Origin of the sequence: Flavobacterium aquaticum (assembly GCF_003259835.1) — a bacterium.
In the GTDB taxonomy this organism is placed as follows: Bacteria; Bacteroidota; Bacteroidia; order Flavobacteriales; family Flavobacteriaceae; genus Flavobacterium; species Flavobacterium aquaticum.
Map to the genome: position 1 here is coordinate 289,923 of NZ_QLMI01000004.1, position 17,646 is coordinate 307,568.

Annotated in this window: 31 protein-coding genes; all 31 read right to left on the reverse strand. The window is 34.5% G+C overall.

The window, feature by feature from the left end; genetic code table 11:
* Nucleotides 1-79: 79 nt before the first annotated feature.
* The 31 genes from carA to fusA all read right to left on the reverse strand — a co-directional run bounded on the left by carA (nt 80) and on the right by fusA (nt 17,642).
* Nucleotides 80-1,189 (reverse strand): glutamine-hydrolyzing carbamoyl-phosphate synthase small subunit, encoded by a 1,110-nt coding sequence (gene carA, locus B0I03_RS08130; RefSeq protein ID WP_111566946.1) that lies wholly within the window; start codon nt 1,187-1,189, stop codon nt 80-82.
* A 133-nt stretch (nt 1,190-1,322) separates the two neighbouring features.
* The gene (gene rplQ / locus B0I03_RS08135; protein WP_111566947.1) at nt 1,323-1,805 is read right to left on the reverse strand and encodes a 50S ribosomal protein L17; all 483 of its coding nucleotides are present in this window, start codon (nt 1,803-1,805) and stop codon (nt 1,323-1,325) included.
* Between the two features lie 62 nt (nt 1,806-1,867).
* Entirely contained in the window at nt 1,868-2,860 is a 993-nt protein-coding gene (locus B0I03_RS08140; protein WP_111566948.1) for a DNA-directed RNA polymerase subunit alpha, read from the reverse strand.
* A 21-nt stretch (nt 2,861-2,881) separates the two neighbouring features.
* Entirely contained in the window at nt 2,882-3,487 is a 606-nt protein-coding gene (rpsD, locus tag B0I03_RS08145) for a 30S ribosomal protein S4 (protein WP_111566949.1), read from the reverse strand.
* A gap of 83 nt (nt 3,488-3,570) precedes the next feature.
* On the reverse strand, nt 3,571-3,954 hold the full coding sequence (gene rpsK / locus B0I03_RS08150; RefSeq protein ID WP_111566950.1) for a 30S ribosomal protein S11: 384 nt from the start codon (nt 3,952-3,954) through the stop codon (nt 3,571-3,573).
* A gap of 11 nt (nt 3,955-3,965) precedes the next feature.
* Nucleotides 3,966-4,340: a 30S ribosomal protein S13 gene (rpsM, locus tag B0I03_RS08155; RefSeq protein ID WP_111566951.1), complete on the reverse strand. Its 375-nt coding sequence runs from the start codon at nt 4,338-4,340 to the stop codon at nt 3,966-3,968.
* Nucleotides 4,341-4,342: 2 nt separating this feature from the next.
* A complete protein-coding gene (ykgO, locus tag B0I03_RS08160; RefSeq protein WP_002987490.1) occupies nt 4,343-4,459 on the reverse strand; it encodes a type B 50S ribosomal protein L36 in 117 nt (38 codons plus the stop codon).
* 10 nt (nt 4,460-4,469) lie between these two features.
* A complete protein-coding gene (gene infA / locus B0I03_RS08165; RefSeq protein WP_008254466.1) occupies nt 4,470-4,685 on the reverse strand; it encodes a translation initiation factor IF-1 in 216 nt (71 codons plus the stop codon).
* 6 nt (nt 4,686-4,691) lie between these two features.
* Nucleotides 4,692-6,035, reverse strand: coding sequence for a preprotein translocase subunit SecY (secY, locus tag B0I03_RS08170; RefSeq protein ID WP_111566952.1), 1,344 nt, complete (start codon nt 6,033-6,035; stop codon nt 4,692-4,694).
* 12 nt (nt 6,036-6,047) lie between these two features.
* The gene (rplO, locus tag B0I03_RS08175) at nt 6,048-6,500 is read right to left on the reverse strand and encodes a 50S ribosomal protein L15 (protein WP_026725628.1); all 453 of its coding nucleotides are present in this window, start codon (nt 6,498-6,500) and stop codon (nt 6,048-6,050) included.
* A 12-nt stretch (nt 6,501-6,512) separates the two neighbouring features.
* On the reverse strand, nt 6,513-6,695 hold the full coding sequence (gene rpmD, locus B0I03_RS08180) for a 50S ribosomal protein L30 (RefSeq protein WP_111566953.1): 183 nt from the start codon (nt 6,693-6,695) through the stop codon (nt 6,513-6,515).
* 13 nt (nt 6,696-6,708) lie between these two features.
* Nucleotides 6,709-7,233: a 30S ribosomal protein S5 gene (rpsE, locus tag B0I03_RS08185; protein WP_035693159.1), complete on the reverse strand. Its 525-nt coding sequence runs from the start codon at nt 7,231-7,233 to the stop codon at nt 6,709-6,711.
* A gap of 6 nt (nt 7,234-7,239) precedes the next feature.
* Nucleotides 7,240-7,590, reverse strand: a complete 351-nt coding sequence (rplR, locus tag B0I03_RS08190) for a 50S ribosomal protein L18 (RefSeq protein WP_026725631.1) — start codon at nt 7,588-7,590, stop codon at nt 7,240-7,242.
* 11 nt (nt 7,591-7,601) lie between these two features.
* Entirely contained in the window at nt 7,602-8,144 is a 543-nt protein-coding gene (rplF, locus tag B0I03_RS08195) for a 50S ribosomal protein L6 (protein ID WP_111566954.1), read from the reverse strand.
* 15 nt (nt 8,145-8,159) lie between these two features.
* Complete coding sequence (gene rpsH / locus B0I03_RS08200) at nt 8,160-8,558, reverse strand: 30S ribosomal protein S8 (protein WP_111566955.1); 399 nt, start codon at nt 8,556-8,558, stop codon at nt 8,160-8,162.
* A 105-nt stretch (nt 8,559-8,663) separates the two neighbouring features.
* Nucleotides 8,664-8,933 (reverse strand): 30S ribosomal protein S14, encoded by a 270-nt coding sequence (gene rpsN, locus B0I03_RS08205; RefSeq protein WP_014387709.1) that lies wholly within the window; start codon nt 8,931-8,933, stop codon nt 8,664-8,666.
* Between the two features lie 3 nt (nt 8,934-8,936).
* A complete protein-coding gene (gene rplE, locus B0I03_RS08210) occupies nt 8,937-9,488 on the reverse strand; it encodes a 50S ribosomal protein L5 (protein WP_111566956.1) in 552 nt (183 codons plus the stop codon).
* A 2-nt stretch (nt 9,489-9,490) separates the two neighbouring features.
* A complete protein-coding gene (rplX, locus tag B0I03_RS08215; protein ID WP_026725635.1) occupies nt 9,491-9,805 on the reverse strand; it encodes a 50S ribosomal protein L24 in 315 nt (104 codons plus the stop codon).
* Nucleotides 9,806-9,816: 11 nt separating this feature from the next.
* Nucleotides 9,817-10,185, reverse strand: coding sequence for a 50S ribosomal protein L14 (gene rplN, locus B0I03_RS08220; RefSeq protein ID WP_007803649.1), 369 nt, complete (start codon nt 10,183-10,185; stop codon nt 9,817-9,819).
* Between the two features lie 2 nt (nt 10,186-10,187).
* Nucleotides 10,188-10,445: a 30S ribosomal protein S17 gene (gene rpsQ, locus B0I03_RS08225; protein ID WP_026725636.1), complete on the reverse strand. Its 258-nt coding sequence runs from the start codon at nt 10,443-10,445 to the stop codon at nt 10,188-10,190.
* Between the two features lie 18 nt (nt 10,446-10,463).
* Nucleotides 10,464-10,655: a 50S ribosomal protein L29 gene (rpmC, locus tag B0I03_RS08230; protein ID WP_073583320.1), complete on the reverse strand. Its 192-nt coding sequence runs from the start codon at nt 10,653-10,655 to the stop codon at nt 10,464-10,466.
* A 12-nt stretch (nt 10,656-10,667) separates the two neighbouring features.
* Complete coding sequence (rplP, locus tag B0I03_RS08235; RefSeq protein ID WP_008254483.1) at nt 10,668-11,087, reverse strand: 50S ribosomal protein L16; 420 nt, start codon at nt 11,085-11,087, stop codon at nt 10,668-10,670.
* A 19-nt stretch (nt 11,088-11,106) separates the two neighbouring features.
* Entirely contained in the window at nt 11,107-11,838 is a 732-nt protein-coding gene (gene rpsC / locus B0I03_RS08240; RefSeq protein ID WP_073583322.1) for a 30S ribosomal protein S3, read from the reverse strand.
* Nucleotides 11,839-11,846: 8 nt separating this feature from the next.
* Complete coding sequence (gene rplV, locus B0I03_RS08245) at nt 11,847-12,257, reverse strand: 50S ribosomal protein L22 (RefSeq protein WP_111566957.1); 411 nt, start codon at nt 12,255-12,257, stop codon at nt 11,847-11,849.
* 9 nt (nt 12,258-12,266) lie between these two features.
* Nucleotides 12,267-12,545 (reverse strand): 30S ribosomal protein S19, encoded by a 279-nt coding sequence (gene rpsS, locus B0I03_RS08250; RefSeq protein WP_008254487.1) that lies wholly within the window; start codon nt 12,543-12,545, stop codon nt 12,267-12,269.
* A 10-nt stretch (nt 12,546-12,555) separates the two neighbouring features.
* The gene (gene rplB, locus B0I03_RS08255) at nt 12,556-13,380 is read right to left on the reverse strand and encodes a 50S ribosomal protein L2 (RefSeq protein ID WP_073583328.1); all 825 of its coding nucleotides are present in this window, start codon (nt 13,378-13,380) and stop codon (nt 12,556-12,558) included.
* A 6-nt stretch (nt 13,381-13,386) separates the two neighbouring features.
* The gene (gene rplW / locus B0I03_RS08260; RefSeq protein WP_111566958.1) at nt 13,387-13,677 is read right to left on the reverse strand and encodes a 50S ribosomal protein L23; all 291 of its coding nucleotides are present in this window, start codon (nt 13,675-13,677) and stop codon (nt 13,387-13,389) included.
* Between the two features lie 7 nt (nt 13,678-13,684).
* Nucleotides 13,685-14,314, reverse strand: coding sequence for a 50S ribosomal protein L4 (gene rplD / locus B0I03_RS08265; protein WP_026725642.1), 630 nt, complete (start codon nt 14,312-14,314; stop codon nt 13,685-13,687).
* Nucleotides 14,314-14,931: a 50S ribosomal protein L3 gene (rplC, locus tag B0I03_RS08270; protein ID WP_111566959.1), complete on the reverse strand. Its 618-nt coding sequence runs from the start codon at nt 14,929-14,931 to the stop codon at nt 14,314-14,316. Before rplC ends, rplD begins: the two co-directional genes overlap by 1 nt.
* A 237-nt stretch (nt 14,932-15,168) precedes the next feature.
* The gene (rpsJ, locus tag B0I03_RS08275) at nt 15,169-15,474 is read right to left on the reverse strand and encodes a 30S ribosomal protein S10 (protein WP_008254495.1); all 306 of its coding nucleotides are present in this window, start codon (nt 15,472-15,474) and stop codon (nt 15,169-15,171) included.
* Between the two features lie 11 nt (nt 15,475-15,485).
* Nucleotides 15,486-17,642 (reverse strand): elongation factor G, encoded by a 2,157-nt coding sequence (fusA, locus tag B0I03_RS08280; protein ID WP_111566960.1) that lies wholly within the window; start codon nt 17,640-17,642, stop codon nt 15,486-15,488.
* Nucleotides 17,643-17,646: the final 4 nt, after the last annotated feature.

The window sequence follows — 17,646 nt, forward strand, 5'->3', positions numbered from 1 at the left end:
ATCTTGTGAATAATAACAAATTTATAATTTAAACTATAATGATATTGAAAAACTCAAAAAACTTATAAACGATAACGTTTTAGTTACTTGCCGTTTTTATGTTTTGGATAAATTGGTCAAATAAATAACTTGAATCGTGAGGTCCAGGACTTGCTTCCGGGTGATATTGCACTGAGAAACAGTTTTTTGATTTCATTCGCATTCCAGCTACAGTTCCGTCATTTAAATGTTCATGCGTTAATTCAAAATCTGGATGTTTGTCTAATTCTTCTCTCACGATAGCAAAACCGTGATTTTGAGATGTAATTTCACCTTTTCCTGTAATTACATTTTTAACTGGATGATTGATTCCGCGGTGACCGTTGAACATTTTATAAGTTGAAATCCCATTAGCTAAACCAATAATTTGGTGTCCTAAACAAATTCCGAATAATGGTTTATTTTCGTTTAAAATTTGTTTCGCTACTTCTTGAGCAGTTTCTAATGGTTCTGGATCACCAGGTCCGTTTGATAAGAAATAGCCATCAGGATTGAATGCCTTTAAATCCTCAAATGAAGCGTTATATGGGAAAACTTTAATGTAACAATCTCTCTTAGCTAAGTTTCTAAGAATATTGGTTTTGATTCCTAAATCTAAAGCTGAAATTTTATATTTTGCTGTTTCTTCACCAAAGAAATATGGTTCTTTAGTAGAAACTTTAGAAGCCAATTCCAAACCATTCATATCTGGGACTTGCGCTAATTTTTCTTTTAATTCTTCGATTGGAGTTCCATCCGTACAAATAACTGCATTCATCGCACCGTTATCTCTGATATAACTTACCAATGCTCTTGTATCTACATCCGAAATTACGATAAGATTTTGTTTACTTAAATAATCAAACAAACTTTCGGTAGCATCTTCGCGTGAGTAATTAAAGCTGAAGTTTTTACAAACTAATCCAGAAATTTTCACTGAATCTGATTCCACTTCTTTCTCGTTTACACCATAATTTCCAATGTGCGCATTGGTTGTAACCATGATTTGCCCGAAGTAAGAAGGATCTGTAAAAATTTCTTGATAACCTGTTGTTCCCGTATTAAAAGCGACTTCACCAAAAGTAACACCTTCAATTCCGATTGATTTTCCGTGAAAAATAGTGCCGTCTTTAAGAAGTAAAACGGCTTTAGAACGATTGTTGTATTTCATTGTGTTGTGTTGTTGTGGGTGCAAATTTAGTTATAAAAGTTGTTTTTAGAAAATGTTTGATTCGTAAAACCAAAAAAAAAGGATAAACTTAAAAAAGTCTATCCTTATTATTTTTACATGAATGGTTTCATGATTATTCTGTAGCTTCAGTATTTTCAGAAGTTTCAGCTACTGGAGCTTCAGGAGTGCCTTCAGCTTTTTTAGCTTTTCCACGACGAGTCGTTTTCTTAACTTCTTTTTTACCACCATTGTACAATGTGTTGAAATCTACTAACTCAATCATTGCCATATCAGCGTTATCTCCTAAACGGTTTCCTAACTTGATGATACGAGTGTATCCTCCTGGACGGTCACCTACTTTAGCAGCAACTTCTCTGAAAAGTTCTGTAACTGCATATTTGTTTCTTAAGTAAGAAAAACAAATACGACGGTTGTGAGTAGTATCTTCTTTAGATTTTGTAACTAATGGTTCAACAAATTGTTTTAAAGCTTTCGCTTTAGCAACAGTAGTGTTGATACGTTTATGTTCGATTAAAGAACAAGCCATGTTAGCTAACATTGCAGCTCTATGTCCTTTTTGTCTACTTAAATGATTGAATTTTTTTCCGTGTCTCATGACGTCTTTTTTTTATCTTCATCTTGCATCAATCCTCTATAGGAGCGCAAAATATGAAGCAATTATTCTTTATCTAACTTGTATTTAGCTAAATCCATACCGAAAGTAAGGTTTTTATTTGCCACTAACTCATCTAATTCAGTTAATGATTTTTTACCAAAATTACGGAACTTCATTAAGTCGTTCTTGTTGAAAGAAACTAAATCACCTAATGTATCAACTTCAGCCGCTTTTAAACAATTTAATGCTCTAACAGATAAGTCCATATCAACTAATTTAGTTTTCAATAACTGTCTCATGTGAAGAGATTCTTCGTCATAAGACTCAGTTTGAGCAATTTCATCTGCCTCAAGAGTAATTCTTTCATCAGAGAACAACATAAAGTGGTGGATTAACGTCTTAGCTGCTTCAGTTAATGCATCTTTAGGATGGATAGAACCATCTGTAATGATTTCAAAAACTAATTTTTCGTAATCTGTTTTTTGTTCCACACGGAAATTCTCAATAGAATATTTTACGTTCTTTACTGGTGTGTAAATAGAATCTGTAAAAATAGTTCCTATTGGAGCGTTTGATTTTTTGTTCTCTTCAGCTGGAACATATCCTCTACCTTTTTCGATAGAAAGTTCCATGTTGATAGATGTTTTGCTGTCTAAATTACAGATAACTAAATCTGGATTTAAAACTTGAAAACCAGAGATGAATTTTTGAAAATCACCTGCAGTAATTTTATCTTTTCCAGAAAGAGCGATAGAAACAGATTCGTTATCGATATCTTCAATTTGACGTTTGAAACGTACTTGTTTAAGATTTAAGATAATTTCTGTTACATCTTCAACCACACCAGAGATGGTAGAGAACTCATGTTCTACACCTTCAATTCTTACTGATGTAATTGCATATCCTTCAAGAGAAGAAAGCAAAACTCTTCTAAGTGCATTACCAACAGTCAATCCGTAACCAGGTTCCAAAGGTCTAAATTCAAATTTACCTTCGAAATCTGTAGAATCGATCATGATAACTTTATCGGGCTTTTGAAAATTAAATATTGCCATACTTTCGACTAAAGTCAATTATTATTTGTTATACAACTCAACGATTAGTTGTTCTTTAATATTTTCTGGAATCTGAAGTCTTTGAGGTACAGAAACAAAAGTACCTTCTTTAGTATCATTATTCCATGTAATCCACTCATAAACTTGAGAAGAACTTGCTAAAGAACGCTCGATAGCTTCAAGAGATTTTGATTTTTCACGTACAGCAACTTTATCACCAGCTTTTAAGTGGTAAGAAGGTACATTAACAAGTTCACCGTTAACAGTGATATGTCTGTGAGATACAATTTGACGAGCTGCTCTACGAGAAGGAGCTACACCCATTCTGTAAACTACGTTATCTAAACGAGCTTCACATAATTGTAATAAGATTTCACCTGTTACTCCAGAAGCAGCAGATGCTTTTTTGAATAAGTTTCTGAATTGTTTTTCTAAAATACCGTAAGTATATTTAGCTTTTTGCTTTTCCATTAACTGAACAGCATATTCAGATTTTTTACCTCTCTTTTTAGCTAAACCATGTTGCCCTGGAGGGTAATTTCTTTTTTCGAAGGCTTTATCATCTCCGAAGATTGCTTCGCCAAATTTACGAGCAATTTTTGTTTTTGGACCAGTATATCTTGCCATTTTAAAAAATTAAAAAAGGTAGGAATTATGAATTCAGGTCTATATCCTTCGATAATTTTAAACCTACCCGTGTTATACTTAAATTATACTCTTCTTCTTTTCGGAGGACGACATCCGTTGTGAGGCATTGGAGTTACATCAATGATTTCTGTAACTTCGACTCCTGAGTTATGGATTGATCTAATAGCAGATTCTCTACCATTTCCTGGACCTTTCACATAAACTTTAACTTTTTTAAGTCCAGCTTCAAGAGCTACTTTACTACAATCTTCTGCTGCCATTTGAGCTGCATAAGGAGTATTCTTTTTAGAACCTCTAAAGCCCATTTTACCAGCTGAAGACCAAGAAATTACTTCACCTTTCTTATTTGTTAAAGAAATGATGATGTTGTTAAAAGTAGCATTAATATGTGCTTCTCCCGAAGATTCAACGATAACTTTACGTTTTTTTGCAGTTGTTTTAGCCATATTATTACTTATTATTTAGTTGCTTTTTTCTTGTTAGCAACAGTTTTTCTCTTACCTTTTCTAGTTCTAGAGTTGTTTTTAGTTCTTTGACCTCTTAATGGAAGTCCAGCTCTGTGACGAATTCCTCTTTGGCATCCGATATCCATTAAACGTTTGATGTTTAATTGAACTTCTGAACGCAATTCACCTTCAATTTTGTAATATGATACCGCATCACGAATTGCTCCGATCTCGTCATCATTCCAATCTTGAACTTTCTTGTCTTCGCTCACTTGAGCTTTAGCTAAAATATCTTTAGCTCTGCTTCTACCAATACCAAATATGTATGTTAAAGCAATGATTCCTCTTTTTTGTTTAGGTATATCTACCCCTGCAATTCTTGCCATAATTATCCTTGTCTTTGTTTAAATCTAGGATTCTTTTTGTTAATAACGTATAATCTTCCTTTTCTACGTACAATAATGCACTCGGCACTTCTCTTTTTAACTGATGCTCTTACTTTCATTTTAATAGCTTTAGTATCTATAAGTAATTCTTGCTTTAGACAAATCATAAGGGCTCATTTCAAGTTTAACCTTGTCGCCTGGTAACAATTTAATGTAATGCATACGCATTTTACCAGAGATATGAGCAATTACAATGTGTCCGTTTTCTAACTCTACACGAAACATAGCATTTGATAATGCTTCAATAATTGTTCCGTCTTGTTCTATTGCTGATTGTTTTGCCATAAAAAATTAAGCTACTGCTTTTCTATTTTTACCACTTTTCATCAAACCATCATAGTGTTTATTCAATAAATAAGAATTTATTTGCTGAATAGTATCTATTGCAACTCCAACCATAATTAATAAAGAAGTACCACCATAAAAATAACCCCAAGCACCTTGAACTCCAAGTAAACTTACTGCAACAGCTGGGAACACAGCTACTAAAGCAAGAAATAATGATCCTGGAAAAGTGATTAACGACATAATTTTATCTAGGTAATCTCCGGTTTCTACACCTGGCTTAACACCTGGTATAAAACCTCCGCTTCTTTTTAAATCATCTGCCATCTTGTTAGTTGGTACAGTAATTGCGGTGTAAAAGTACGTAAAAATTACGATTAACAAAGCAAAAACTATATTATATACTAAACCGAATGGATCGTTGAACATTCCTGCAATAGAAAGTGCAGTATCTGATTCTTTAGCCAAACCAGAAACAGCAGCAGGAATAAACATAATAGCTTGCGCAAAAATGATCGGCATAACACCTGATGCATTTAGTTTTAATGGGATAAACTGTCTGTTACCACCCATCATGTCTTCTTCAAAATCCCCAGAAACTGTACGTCTTGCATACTGTACTGGAATTTTTCTTACAGCCATTACTAATAAAATACATGCAATTATTACTAAGAACCAAAGTATTAATTCGATTACGATCATCATAACACCTCCATTTGCTTGAGAAGTTCTAGACGAAAATTCTTGAATAAATGCTTGTGGCATTCTTGCAATAATACCTACCATTATCAATAAAGAAATACCATTACCAATACCTTTATCGGTAATTTTTTCTCCTAACCACATTGCAAAAATAGTTCCAGTTACTAAGATTAGAACTGAAGAGAAGATGAATGTAGGTCCAGTTAACATAAATGCTTCACCTGGTAAAGTTCTGTACAAGTTATAGATATAACCAGGACCTTGAACTAAAGTAATTAAGATTGTTAACCATCTTGTAATTTGGTTAATTTTCTTTCTACCACTTTCACCGTCTTTTTGTAATTTTTGTAAATATGGCACCGCAATTCCCATTAATTGAACTACGATAGAAGCTGATATGTATGGCATGATACCCAATGCAAATACAGAAGCTTGCGAAAACGCACCTCCTGTAAATACATTAATTAACCATCCGATACCTTCATCAGTTTGGTTTGTAAGATTTGTCAATTTAGTAGCATCAATCCCCGGAAGGGTAACTTGCGCACCAAAACGGTACACTAATAATAATCCAAGAGTTAATAAAATACGATTTTTTAACTCTTCGATTTTCCAAACGTTGATGAATGAATCTATAAATTTCTTCATTTTACTAAAGGATTATAAAGTTACAGCTTCTCCACCAGCAGCCTCGATAGCCGCTTTTGCAGATGCAGTAAATTTGTGAGCACTTACTTTAAGTTTTGTTTTTAGCTCACCTCTTCCTAAAATCTTTACTAAGCTATTTTTTGTAGCTAAACGAGTATCTACAAATACAGTAAAATCTACTGTATCAGTTACTACACCGTTATCTACTAATAATTGTAACGAATCAAGATTAATACCTTGATATTCTACTCTATTGATGTTCTTGAAACCAAACTTAGGAACACGTCTTTGAAGTGGCATTTGACCACCTTCAAAACCAATTTTCTTAGAGTATCCAGAACGAGACTTAGCTCCTTTGTGTCCACGTGCAGCGGTACCACCTTTACCAGAACCTTCTCCTCTACCTACTCTTTTATTTTGGTTGTGAACTGAACCTTCAGCTGGTTGTAAGTTACTTAAATTCATAACTGTATAGTGTTATTTAGTTTCTTCAACAGAAACTAAGTGTTTAACTTTATTTACCATTCCAAGGATAGCAGGATTTGCATCATGCTCAACAACTTGTCCCATTTTACGAAGACCTAAAGCTTCCAAAGTTCTCTTTTGATCAAGAGGACAATTGATTTTACTTCTTACTTGTTTTACTTTTAATTTTGCCATGATTTCCTGTTAATTAACCTTTGAATACTTTTTCTAAAGATACTCCTCTTTGTTTAGCCACAGTAGCAGCACTTCTCATTTGTAATAAAGCATCAAAAGTTGCTTTTACCACATTGTGAGGGTTAGATGAACCTTGCGATTTAGATAATACATCGTGAACACCTACAGACTCCAATACCGCACGAACAGCACCACCAGCAATAACTCCAGTACCGTGAGAAGCAGGCATTAAGAATACTCTAGCACCACCAAATTTACCTTTTTGCTCATGAGGAACAGATTGTCCTTGAAGAGGAATTCTAACTAAGTTTTTCTTAGCATCTTCCACCGCTTTAGCGATTGCTTCAGAAACATCTTTAGATTTTCCTAATCCATGACCCACTACTCCGTTTTCATCACCAACTACTACGATAGCAGAGAAACCAAATGCTCTACCTCCTTTAGTAACTTTAGTAACACGATTTACACTCACCAAACGATCTTTTAATTCAAGACCTCCTGGTTTTACAATCTCTACGTTTTTATAATTATGATACATAATTTCTTAGAATTTAAGTCCAGCTTCTCTAGCTCCTTCAGCTAATGATTTCACACGTCCATGGTATAAATACCCACCTCTATCAAAAGAGATTGTTGAAATACCTGCTTTAAGTGCTTTTTCAGCAACTAATTTACCAACTGCTTTTGCAGTTTCAACAGCAGTTCCTTGAGCTACTTCTTTATCTCTCGATGAAGCAGCAACTAAAGTTGTACCGTTTACGTCGTCTATGATTTGCGCATAGATTTCTTTATTACTTCTGAATACAGAAAGTCTTGGTTGAGCAGCAGTTCCGCTTACAATCTTTCTGATTCTGAACTTAATTCTTTGTCTTCTTTCAGATTTCGTTAATGACATAGTCTTAATTTTTAAGCTGATTTACCTGCTTTTCTTCTTAGTTCTTCTCCTACAAACTTAACTCCTTTTCCTTTATATGGTTCAGGTTTGCGGAAACCTCTGATCTTCGCAGCTACTTGACCTAATAATTGTTTGTCGAATGATGATAATTTCACTATCGGATTTTTACCTTTTTCTGAGATTGTTTCAACAACAACTTCACTTACAACATCTAAAACGATGTTATGAGAGAATCCTAAAGCTAAATCAAGTTTTTGACCTTGATTAGATGCTCTGTATCCTACTCCAACTAATTCTAATTGTTTTGTAAAGCCTTCAGAAACACCAACAATCATATTGTTGATTAATGAACGATAAAGTCCGTGTTTCGCTCTCTCATCTTTGTGATCCGATGAACGTTCAACGATAACTTGGTTATCTTCGATTTTAACGGTTACATCAGAAAATTCTTGAGTAAGCTCGCCTAATTTTCCTTTTACTGTAATTACAGCATCTTTAACTTCTACAGTTACTCCAGCTGGAATTGCAATTGGATTTTTACCTATTCTTGACATTGTCTCGTCTTTTTATTAATATACGTAACAAACAACTTCGCCACCAACATTTAATTGCTTAGCTTGTTTTCCTGTCATCAATCCTTTTGATGTAGAAACAATAGCAATACCTAAACCATTTAAGATTCTTGGCAAGTCTGATGAACCAGCATATTTACGTAAACCTGGTTTACTAATTCTTTGGATATCTTTGATAACTGACTCTTTCGTGTCTTTATCATATTTAAGTGCAATTTTGATTGTACCTTGAACATTAGAATCATCAAATTTGTAACTTAAGATATATCCTTGATCGAATAAAATCTTTGTGATCTCTTTCTTCATATTAGAAGCAGGAATTTCAACCACTTTGTGGTTGGCTCTTACTGCATTTCTAACACGCGTTAGATAATCGGCAATTGGATCTGTATACATATGTATAGATTTGCGGTTATGGTTTTCAATCCGCCCTCAGCGGATTGAACCTTTAACCAATTAAACTTATTTTTTGGATTGCAAAAGTAATAACTTTTTTTGGAATTACCAAGATGCTTTTTTAACACCTGGAATTAATCCTTGATTTGCCATTTCACGGAATGTTACACGAGAAATACCAAACTGACGCATATACCCTCTTGGTCTACCTGTTAATTTACAACGATTGTGTACTCTAACTGGACAAGAATTTTTTGGTAATTTTTGTAAACCTTCGAAATCACCAGCTTCTTTTAAAGCTTTTCTTTTCTCAGCATACTTTTCTACTAATGCAATTCTTTTCACCTCACGGGCTTTCATTGATTCTTTAGCCATGTCTTAATTCTTTTTAAAAGGTAATCCTAATTCCGCTAATAATGCTTTTGCTTCTTTATCTGTATCAGCTGAAGTTACAAAAGTAATATCAAAACCAGCAATTTTATTTACTTTATCAATATCAATTTCTGGGAAAATGATTTGTTCTAACACTCCTAAATTGTAGTTTCCTCTACCATCAAATCCAGTTGATTTGATTCCGTTGAAGTCTCTTACACGTGGTAAAGATGAAGTAATCAATCTATCTAAGAATTCATACATTCTTTCTCCACGTAACGTTACTTTAGCACCAATTGGCATACCTTTTCTTAATTTGAAAGACGCAACGTCTTTCTTAGAAATAGTAGCAACTGCTTTTTGCCCAGTAATTTTTGTTAATTCTTCAACAGCGTAATCTACTAATTTTTTATCAGATACAGCTGCACCAACTCCACGGCTTACAACAATTTTTTCAAGTTTAGGAACTTGCATTACATTTTTGTAACCGAACTCTTCTGTAAGAGCAGCAATAACTCTACTCTTATATTCTTCTTTTAGTCTAGGAATATATGCCATAACTATAGTACTTGATTAGATTTTTTTGAAAATCTCACTTTCTTGTCTCCTTCTTGTTTGAAACCAACTTTAGTCACTTCTTTTGACTTTGGGTCAATTAAAGACAAGTTAGACACATGAATAGGAGCTTCTTTCTTAACGATTCCTCCTTGAGGGTTTTTAGCACTTGGTTTTGTATGTTTCGAAACCATGTTAACTCCTTCAACAACCGCTTTGTTTTTCTCACGAAGAACTCTAAGAACTTTACCTTCAGAACCTTTGTGGTCTCCAGCAATAACTCTTACGATATCTCCTGATTTAATTTTTAGCTTTATCATTTGTATAAGAATTAAAGCACTTCAGGTGCTAATGATACAATTTTCATGAATTGTTTTTCACGAAGTTCTCTGGCAACCGGACCAAAAACACGAGTTCCTCTCATTTCTCCTGCAGCGTTTAACAATACACATGCGTTATCGTCAAAACGGATGTAAGATCCATCAGCTCTTCTCACTTCTTTTTTGGTACGTACAACTACTGCAGTTGATACCGCTCCTTTTTTAACGTTTCCGTTTGGAGTTGCATCTTTAATTGAAACTACAATTTTGTCACCAACAGAGGCATAACGACGTTTCGTTCCTCCTAAAACACGGATCGTAAGAACTTCTTTCGCTCCTGTGTTATCTGCTACTTTTAATCTTGACTCTTGTTGTACCATAATTACTTCGCTCTTTCAATGATTTCAACTAATCTCCAACATTTAGATTTACTTAATGGACGTGTCTCCATAATTCTTACAGTATCTCCAATGTTACAATCGTTTGTTTCGTCGTGTGCAACATATTTCTTAGTTTTCAACACGAACTTACCGTATAATGGGTGTTTCACTTTTGTAGTTTGTGACACAACAATAGATTTCTCCATTTTATTTGAAGTCACCACACCAATTCTCTCTTTTCTTAAATTTCTTTTTTCCATCTTTCAGCTAGTGTACAATTATTGTAACTCTCTTTTAGTTAACTCTGTGTGTAATCTCGCAACTGATCTTCTTAAAGTTCTTAACTGAAGAGGATTTTGAATTGGAGATATTGCATGAGCATTTTTTAGGTCGGTATACGTTTTCTTTAACTGACTAAGTTGTTCTTGTAACTCAGCTGCAGATAGATTTTTAATTTCTGATTGTTTCATAATAAATTTTGATTATGCTTCGAAATCTCTAGCAACGATAAACTTAGTTTTAACAGGAAGTTTTTGAGCAGCAAGACGTAAAGCCTCTTTTGCTACTGACAGAGGCACGCCTCCAACTTCAAACATAATTTTACCAGGTTTAACAACTGCAGCCCAATATTCAACTGCACCTTTACCTTTACCCATACGTACTTCTAATGGTTTCTTTGTAATAGGCTTATCTGGAAATATTTTGATCCATAATTGACCCTCTCTTTTCATGAAACGTGTTGCTGCGATACGAGCTGCTTCAATTTGACGAGAAGTAATAAATGAAGAATCTAAAGATTTAATACCAAACATTCCATTTGAAAGCTCGTGTCCTCTTTGAGAAACGCCTTTCATTCTACCTTTCTGTACCTTACGGTATTTTGTTCTTTTAGGCTGTAACATTTTTCTTTAGTTTAAATAATTACTTTCTTTTGCGTGCGTTTGGTTTACCATCTCTCTTAGGAGCAGAAGATCCTGAAGGTTTAGACTTTTGTTTGTCCATTCCTACTAACGGAGAAAGATCTCTTTTTCCATAAACCTCACCTTTCATTATCCATACTTTGATACCCATTCTACCGTAAGTAGTATGTGCTTCACCTAATGAATAATCGATATCAGCTCTGAAAGTTGACAATGGAATTCTACCCTCTTTGAAGTTTTCTGAACGTGCCATTTCAGCTCCATTCAAACGACCAGAAATTTGTACTTTGATACCTTCTGCATTCATACGCATTGCAGCAGCAATAGCCATTTTAATTGCACGTCTGTAAGAAATTCTACTTTCAATTTGACGAGCGATACTTGTAGCTACTAAATAAGCGTCAAGTTCAGGTCTTTTAATTTCAAAGATGTTGATTTGAACTTCTTTGTCAGTAATTTTCTTAAGTTCTTCTTTTAACTTGTCTACCTCTTGCCCACCTTTACCGATAATGATACCAGGTCTAGCAGTAGTGATAGTAACGGTTACAAGTTTTAAAGTTCTCTCGATAATTATTTTTGATACACTAGCTTTTGATAAACGTGCATGGATGTATTTACGGATTTTAGCATCTTCAGCGATTTTATCACCGTAATCATTTCCTCCATACCAGTTTGAGTCCCATCCTCTGATGATACCAAGTCTATTTCCGATTGGATTTGTCTTTTGTCCCATACTGTTTATTAATTGCTTTGTGTGTTATTATTTGATCCTAACACGATTGTTACGTGATTAGAACGCTTTCTAATTCTGTGTGCACGACCTTGTGGAGCTGGACGAAGTCTTTTCAACATCATACCACCATCTACAGTAATCGTTTTTACAAATAAGCCAGCTTCTTCTAAATTAGCATCAGCATTTTTTTGCTGATAGTTATTAATTGCTGATAACAACAATTTCTCTAATTTTCTTGAAGCTTCTTTTTGACTAAATCTTAATATATTAAGAGCTAATTCTACTTTCTGACCTCTAACTAAATCCGCAACTAAGCGCATTTTTCTTGGTGAAGTAGGGCAGTTATTTAATTTAGCAAAAGCAACTTGTGTTTTTGCCTCTTTAGTCTGCTCTGCTCTTTCTCTTTTACGAACTCCCATAGCTTCCTATTATTTTTTACCTTTATTTTTAGCCCCAGCATGACCTCTAAAAGATCTTGTTGGTGAAAACTCTCCTAATTTGTGTCCTACCATGTTCTCAGTTACATAAACTGGAACAAATTGACGACCATTGTGAACTGCGATAGTTTGTCCAACGAAATCTGGAGTAATCATTGATGCTCTAGACCAAGTCTTAACAACACCTTTATTACCACCTGCAATATTTTCTTGAACTTTCTTCTCTAATTTAAAGTGAACGAATGGTCCTTTTTTTAATGAACGTGCCATGTCTATCTAATTATTTCTTTCTACGTTCTACAATATACTTATTACTCGGGTTAACTTTAGAACGAGTTCTATAACCTTTAGCAGGTAAACCTTTTCTTGAACGTGGGTGACCTCCAGATGAACGTCCTTCACCACCTCCCATTGGGTGATCAACTGGGTTCATTGCTACTGGTCTTGTTCTAGGTCTTCTACCTAACCATCTTGATCTACCAGCTTTTCCTGATACAATTAATTGGTGGTCTGAGTTAGAAACTGCTCCAATTGTAGCCATACAAGTTAACAAGATTAATCTTGTCTCTCCTGAAGGCATTTTAATTGTTGCATATTTTCCATCTCTTGCCATTAACTGAGCGAAAGTTCCTGCTGAACGAGCGATAACAGCTCCTTGACCTGGTCTTAATTCGATACACGAAATAACAGTTCCTAGAGGAATTTTACTTAAAGGCATTGCATTTCCAATTTCTGGAGATGCTTCTTCACCAGAAACTACAGTTTGTCCAACTTGTAATCCATTTTGAGCAATGATGTAAGTTTTAGCTCCATCTGCATAATACAATAATGAAATAAAAGCTGAACGGTTTGGATCGTACTCGATTGTTTTAACCGTAGCAGGAATACCTACTTTAGTTCTTTTAAAATCAATGATACGATACTTTTGTTTGTGACCACCGCCTGTATAACGCATGGTCATTTTTCCTTGACTATTTCTACCTCCAGAGTTTTTTTTCGGTGCGATCAAAGAACGCTCCGGCTTATCAGTTGTAATAGTGTCAAAGCTATTAACAACTCTAAATCGCTGACCCGGGGTAATAGGTTTTAATTTTCTAACTGACATTTTCTATTAGATATTAGTATAAAAATCTATTGTTTCTCCCTCTTGAACTTGAACAACTGCTTTTTTGTAAGCATTTGTTTTACCACTGATTAAACCACTTTTAGTATATTTAACACTTCTATCAGCTCTGTAGTTCATTGTATTAACTGCAACTACATTCACACCAAAAGCCGCTTCTACAGCATTTTTGATTTGAATTTTGTTAGCAGTTTTTGCAACTACAAAACCAAAACGGTTAAAAACTTCACCATCTTTAGTTATTTTCTCAGTTATAATAGGCTTAATTATGATGCTCATAATCTTATTATTTACTTAAATTAGCTTCAATTCCGTCTACAGCACCTTCTAAAAGAACTAAACTTTTTGCATTTAAAATTGCATAAGTGCTTAATTCTGAAGTAGTTACAACGCTAGACGCTTTTAAATTGCGTGACGACAAATATACATTTTTATTTGTATCGCCCAACACAAATAAAGATTTTTTATTCTCTAACCCTAAAGCTTTCAATACGTTAATGAAATTTTTAGTGTTTGGTGTTTCAAATGTAAAATCTTCAACTACCACTAAATTTGACTCATTTACTTTTAAAGATAAAGCCGATTTACGAGCTAATCTTTTCAAGTTTTTATTCAATTTAAATGAATAGCTTCTTGGTCTTGGTCCAAAAACTGTACCTCCACCTTTAAACAATGGATTTTTAGCAGATCCAGCACGAGCCGTACCTGTTCCTTTTTGTTTTTTAATTTTACGAGTACTTCCAGCAACCTCAGCTCTTTCTTTAGCTTTGTGAGTACCTTGTCTTTGATTAGCCAAATATTGCTTTACATCTAAGTATACAGCATGTTTATTAGGCTCAATTGCGAAAACTGAATCAGAAAGTTGAACTTTTCTTCCAGTTTCTTTTCCGTTGATATCTAAAACTTTTACTTCCATTACTTCTGAATGATTACATAAGAGTTTTTATGACCAGGAACACAACCTTTTACAACTAAAAGATTTTTCTCACCAACCACTTTTAAAACTCTAAGGTTTTGTACTGTTACATTTTCTCCTCCAGTTCTTCCAGCCATACGCATTCCTTTGAATACTCTTGACGGATAAGATGAAGCTCCTACAGAACCAGGCGCTCTCAAACGGTTATGTTGACCATGCGTAGCTTGTCCAACACCACCAAAACCATGACGTTTTACAACCCCCTGGAATCCTTTACCTTTTGATACACCAACAACATCAACAAATTCACCTTCTGTGAATAAGTCAACAGCGATTACATCGCCTAATTTGTACTCCTCTTCAAAACCTTTGAATTCAACGACTTTTTTCTTCGCAGCTGTTCCCGCTTTCTTAAAGTGACCTAACTCAGCTTTAATTGAACGTTTTTCAGCTTTGTCATCGAAACCTAACTGAATAGCAGAATATCCGTCTACTTCATTGGTTCTGACTTGGGTAACAACACATGGACCACACTCGATAACAGTACAAGGAATATTTTTCCCGTTCTCATCAAAGATGCTAGTCATGCCAATTTTTCTTCCGATTAACCCAGACATATTAAACTAATTATTAATTAAACTCTTATTTATAATACAAATAGTATTTGCACACTACTCATTTTGAGGGTGCAAATATATAAATTATTTTTTAATTATCGCAAAAATAAATAGTTAAGTAAAATTTAGCTAAAAAAAGCACATTTTACACACTAAAAATGATAAGAAAAAAACCGTAATGCTTTCACATTAACGGTTTTTTATTATTAAATCATTGCATTTTTGCAATAGTGTTTATCACACTTTAATTTCTACTTCAACTCCTGAAGGTAACTCTAATTTCATTAAAGCATCGATAGTTTTAGAAGAAGAGCTGTAGATATCTAACAATCTCTTATAAGAACTTAACTCGAATTGCTCTCTTGATTTTTTGTTAACGTGTGGAGAACGTAATACAGTAAAAATCTTTTTGTGAGTAGGTAATGGAATTGGACCCGTTACCACAGCACCTGTACTTTTTACAGTTTTTACAATCTTTTCTGCTGATTTATCAACCAACATGTGATCGTAAGATTTTAATTTTATTCTGATTTTTTGACTCATCTCTTTAAAAATTAAGCGTTACCTTTTGCTTTTTTGATTACAGCTTCTGAAATGTTAGAAGGTGTTTCTTCATAGTGAGAAAACTCCATTGTAGATGTAGCTCTACCAGAAGATAATGTTCTTAATGTAGTAACATAACCAAACATTTCTGATAAAGGAACATTAGCTTTAATAGTTTTAGCACCATTTCTATCACCCATATCATTCACTTGACCTCTACGACGATTCAAGTCACCTACGATATCACCCATGTTTTCTTCTGGAGTAATAACTTCAATTTTCATGATTGGCTCAAGAACAACAGCTCCTGCAGCTTTAGCTACTTCTTTATAACCCATTTTAGCTGCTAATTCGAATGACAAAGCATCAGAATCCACAGGGTGGAATGAACCATCTAATAATGTAACTTTTAAACTATCAACTGCATAACCTGCTAAAGGACCTTGCTTCATAGCTTCTCTAAATCCTTTTTCTACAGCAGGAATATATTCTTTTGGTACGTTACCACCTTTTACCTCATTAACAAACTGTAACCCCATAGGAGCTTTACCATCTACTAAATCAGCAGGCTCTAAACGGAAAACGATATCACCAAATTTACCACGACCTCCAGATTGCTTTTTGTAAGTTTCTCTGTGTTGTGCCGCTTTAGTAAACGCTTCTTTGTACTCAACTTGTGGCTCACCTTGATTAACCTCAACTTTGAACTCACGTTTCATACGATCTACAAGAATGTCTAAGTGTAACTCACCCATACCTGAAATAATCGTTTGACCTGAAGCTTCATCAGTTCTAACTGTAAACGTTGGATCTTCTTCAGCTAATTTAGCTAAAGCCATACCCATTTTATCTACGTCAGCTTTTGTTTTAGGTTCAATCGCGATACCAATTACTGGATCAGGGAATTTCATTGACTCAAGAATAATTGGGTGTTTTTCATCACACATTGTATCTCCAGTCTTGATATCTTTAAATCCTACAGCAGCCCCAATATCTCCAGCCTCAATATATTCGATTGGATTTTGTTTGTTAGCGTGCATTTGATAGATACGAGAAATTCTTTCTTTATTTCCTGAACGTGTATTCAAGATATAAGAACCAGCATCTAAACGACCTGAATAAGCACGGAAGAAAGCTAAACGACCAACATAAGGGTCAGTAGCAATTTTAAATGCTAAAGCCGCGAAAGGCTCTTTTGTATCAGGACGACGGATAATTTTCTTTTGATCTTCTTCTAATAAATCAGCATCATCAGGATGAATTCCTTCGATACCTTCTTTATCTAATGGAGATGGTAAATACTTACAAACTGCATCTAACATGAATTGAACTCCTTTATTTTTGAAAGAAGAACCAGCAATCATAGGGATGATAGCCATGTCGATTGTAGCTGCACGTAAAGCATTGTTGATTTCATCCTCAGTAATTGAGTTTTCATCTTCCATATACTTTTCTAATAAGTTTTCGTCGTAAGTAGCAATCTCTTCAATTAAAATTGAACGATACTCTTTTACTTCGTCAACCATATCAGCAGGAATGTCGATAATATCGAAAGTAGCACCTTGAGTTTCATCATGCCATACAATAGCTTGATTTTTAACTAAGTCAACTACTCCTCTGAAATCAGCTTCTTCACCAATTGGTAAAGTAATCGCTACTGCGTTTGATTTCAACATATCTTTTACTTGCTGACAAACTCCTAAGAAGTTAGAACCTTGACGGTCCATTTTGTTTACGAATCCCATACGTGGAACTCTATATTGATCAGCTAATCTCCAGTTAGTTTCAGATTGAGGCTCAACACCATCAACCGCACTAAATAAGAATACTAAACCATCTAATACACGCAACGAACGGTTTACCTCTACTGTAAAGTCAACGTGACCAGGAGTATCGATAATGTTAAAGTGGTACGATTTAGACTCAGGTAAAACTTTACCTTGGTTTGTTGGAAAATTCCACTCACAAGTTGTTGCAGCAGAAGTAATTGTAATACCTCTTTCTTGCTCTTGCGCCATCCAGTCCATTGTTGCAGCACCATCGTGTACTTCACCAATTTTGTGTGATTTTCCTGTATAGAATAAGATACGCTCAGTTGTTGTTGTTTTACCAGCATCAATGTGAGCAGCAATTCCAATATTTCTTGTATATTTTAAATCTCTAGCCATTTCT

Coding starts and splice junctions, on each gene's coding strand:
- rplX (WP_026725635.1), bottom strand. CDS start 9,805: ATGATAAAGCTAAAAATTAAATCAGGAGATATCGTAAGAGTTATTGCT.
- rplE (WP_111566956.1), bottom strand. CDS start 9,488: ATGGCATATATTCCTAGACTAAAAGAAGAATATAAGAGTAGAGTTATT.
- rpsS (WP_008254487.1), bottom strand. CDS start 12,545: ATGGCACGTTCATTAAAAAAAGGACCATTCGTTCACTTTAAATTAGAG.
- rpsM (WP_111566951.1), bottom strand. CDS start 4,340: ATGGCAAGAATTGCAGGGGTAGATATACCTAAACAAAAAAGAGGAATC.
- rplV (WP_111566957.1), bottom strand. CDS start 12,257: ATGGGAGTTCGTAAAAGAGAAAGAGCAGAGCAGACTAAAGAGGCAAAA.
- rplW (WP_111566958.1), bottom strand. CDS start 13,677: ATGAGCATCATAATTAAGCCTATTATAACTGAGAAAATAACTAAAGAT.
- rpmD (WP_111566953.1), bottom strand. CDS start 6,695: ATGGCAAAATTAAAAGTAAAACAAGTAAGAAGTAAAATCAATTGTCCT.
- rplQ (WP_111566947.1), bottom strand. CDS start 1,805: ATGAGACACGGAAAAAAATTCAATCATTTAAGTAGACAAAAAGGACAT.
- rpmC (WP_073583320.1), bottom strand. CDS start 10,655: ATGAAACAATCAGAAATTAAAAATCTATCTGCAGCTGAGTTACAAGAA.
- rpsE (WP_035693159.1), bottom strand. CDS start 7,233: ATGTATCATAATTATAAAAACGTAGAGATTGTAAAACCAGGAGGTCTT.
- rpsC (WP_073583322.1), bottom strand. CDS start 11,838: ATGGGACAAAAGACAAATCCAATCGGAAATAGACTTGGTATCATCAGA.
- rpsQ (WP_026725636.1), bottom strand. CDS start 10,445: ATGGAAAAAAGAAATTTAAGAAAAGAGAGAATTGGTGTGGTGACTTCA.
- ykgO (WP_002987490.1), bottom strand. CDS start 4,459: ATGAAAGTAAGAGCATCAGTTAAAAAGAGAAGTGCCGAGTGCATTATT.
- rplF (WP_111566954.1), bottom strand. CDS start 8,144: ATGTCAAGAATAGGTAAAAATCCAATTGCAATTCCAGCTGGAGTAACT.
- rpsK (WP_111566950.1), bottom strand. CDS start 3,954: ATGGCTAAAACAACTGCAAAAAAACGTAAAGTTATCGTTGAATCTTCG.
- B0I03_RS08140 (WP_111566948.1), bottom strand. CDS start 2,860: ATGGCAATATTTAATTTTCAAAAGCCCGATAAAGTTATCATGATCGAT.
- rplC (WP_111566959.1), bottom strand. CDS start 14,931: ATGTCTGGGTTAATCGGAAGAAAAATTGGCATGACTAGCATCTTTGAT.
- fusA (WP_111566960.1), bottom strand. CDS start 17,642: ATGGCTAGAGATTTAAAATATACAAGAAATATTGGAATTGCTGCTCAC.
- rplD (WP_026725642.1), bottom strand. CDS start 14,314: ATGGAAGTAAAAGTTTTAGATATCAACGGAAAAGAAACTGGAAGAAAA.
- rpsJ (WP_008254495.1), bottom strand. CDS start 15,474: ATGAGTCAAAAAATCAGAATAAAATTAAAATCTTACGATCACATGTTG.
- rplO (WP_026725628.1), bottom strand. CDS start 6,500: ATGAATTTAAGTAACTTACAACCAGCTGAAGGTTCAGTTCACAACCAA.
- infA (WP_008254466.1), bottom strand. CDS start 4,685: ATGGCAAAACAATCAGCAATAGAACAAGACGGAACAATTATTGAAGCA.
- rpsH (WP_111566955.1), bottom strand. CDS start 8,558: ATGTATACAGATCCAATTGCCGATTATCTAACGCGTGTTAGAAATGCA.
- secY (WP_111566952.1), bottom strand. CDS start 6,035: ATGAAGAAATTTATAGATTCATTCATCAACGTTTGGAAAATCGAAGAG.
- rplR (WP_026725631.1), bottom strand. CDS start 7,590: ATGTCATTAACGAAATCTGAAAGAAGACAAAGAATTAAGTTCAGAATC.
- carA (WP_111566946.1), bottom strand. CDS start 1,189: ATGAAATACAACAATCGTTCTAAAGCCGTTTTACTTCTTAAAGACGGC.
- rpsN (WP_014387709.1), bottom strand. CDS start 8,933: ATGGCTAAAGAATCAATGAAAGCCCGTGAGGTGAAAAGAATTGCATTA.
- rplN (WP_007803649.1), bottom strand. CDS start 10,185: ATGGTACAACAAGAGTCAAGATTAAAAGTAGCAGATAACACAGGAGCG.
- rplP (WP_008254483.1), bottom strand. CDS start 11,087: ATGTTACAGCCTAAAAGAACAAAATACCGTAAGGTACAGAAAGGTAGA.
- rpsD (WP_111566949.1), bottom strand. CDS start 3,487: ATGGCAAGATATACTGGTCCAAAAACAAAAATTGCTCGTAAATTTGGC.
- rplB (WP_073583328.1), bottom strand. CDS start 13,380: ATGTCAGTTAGAAAATTAAAACCTATTACCCCGGGTCAGCGATTTAGA.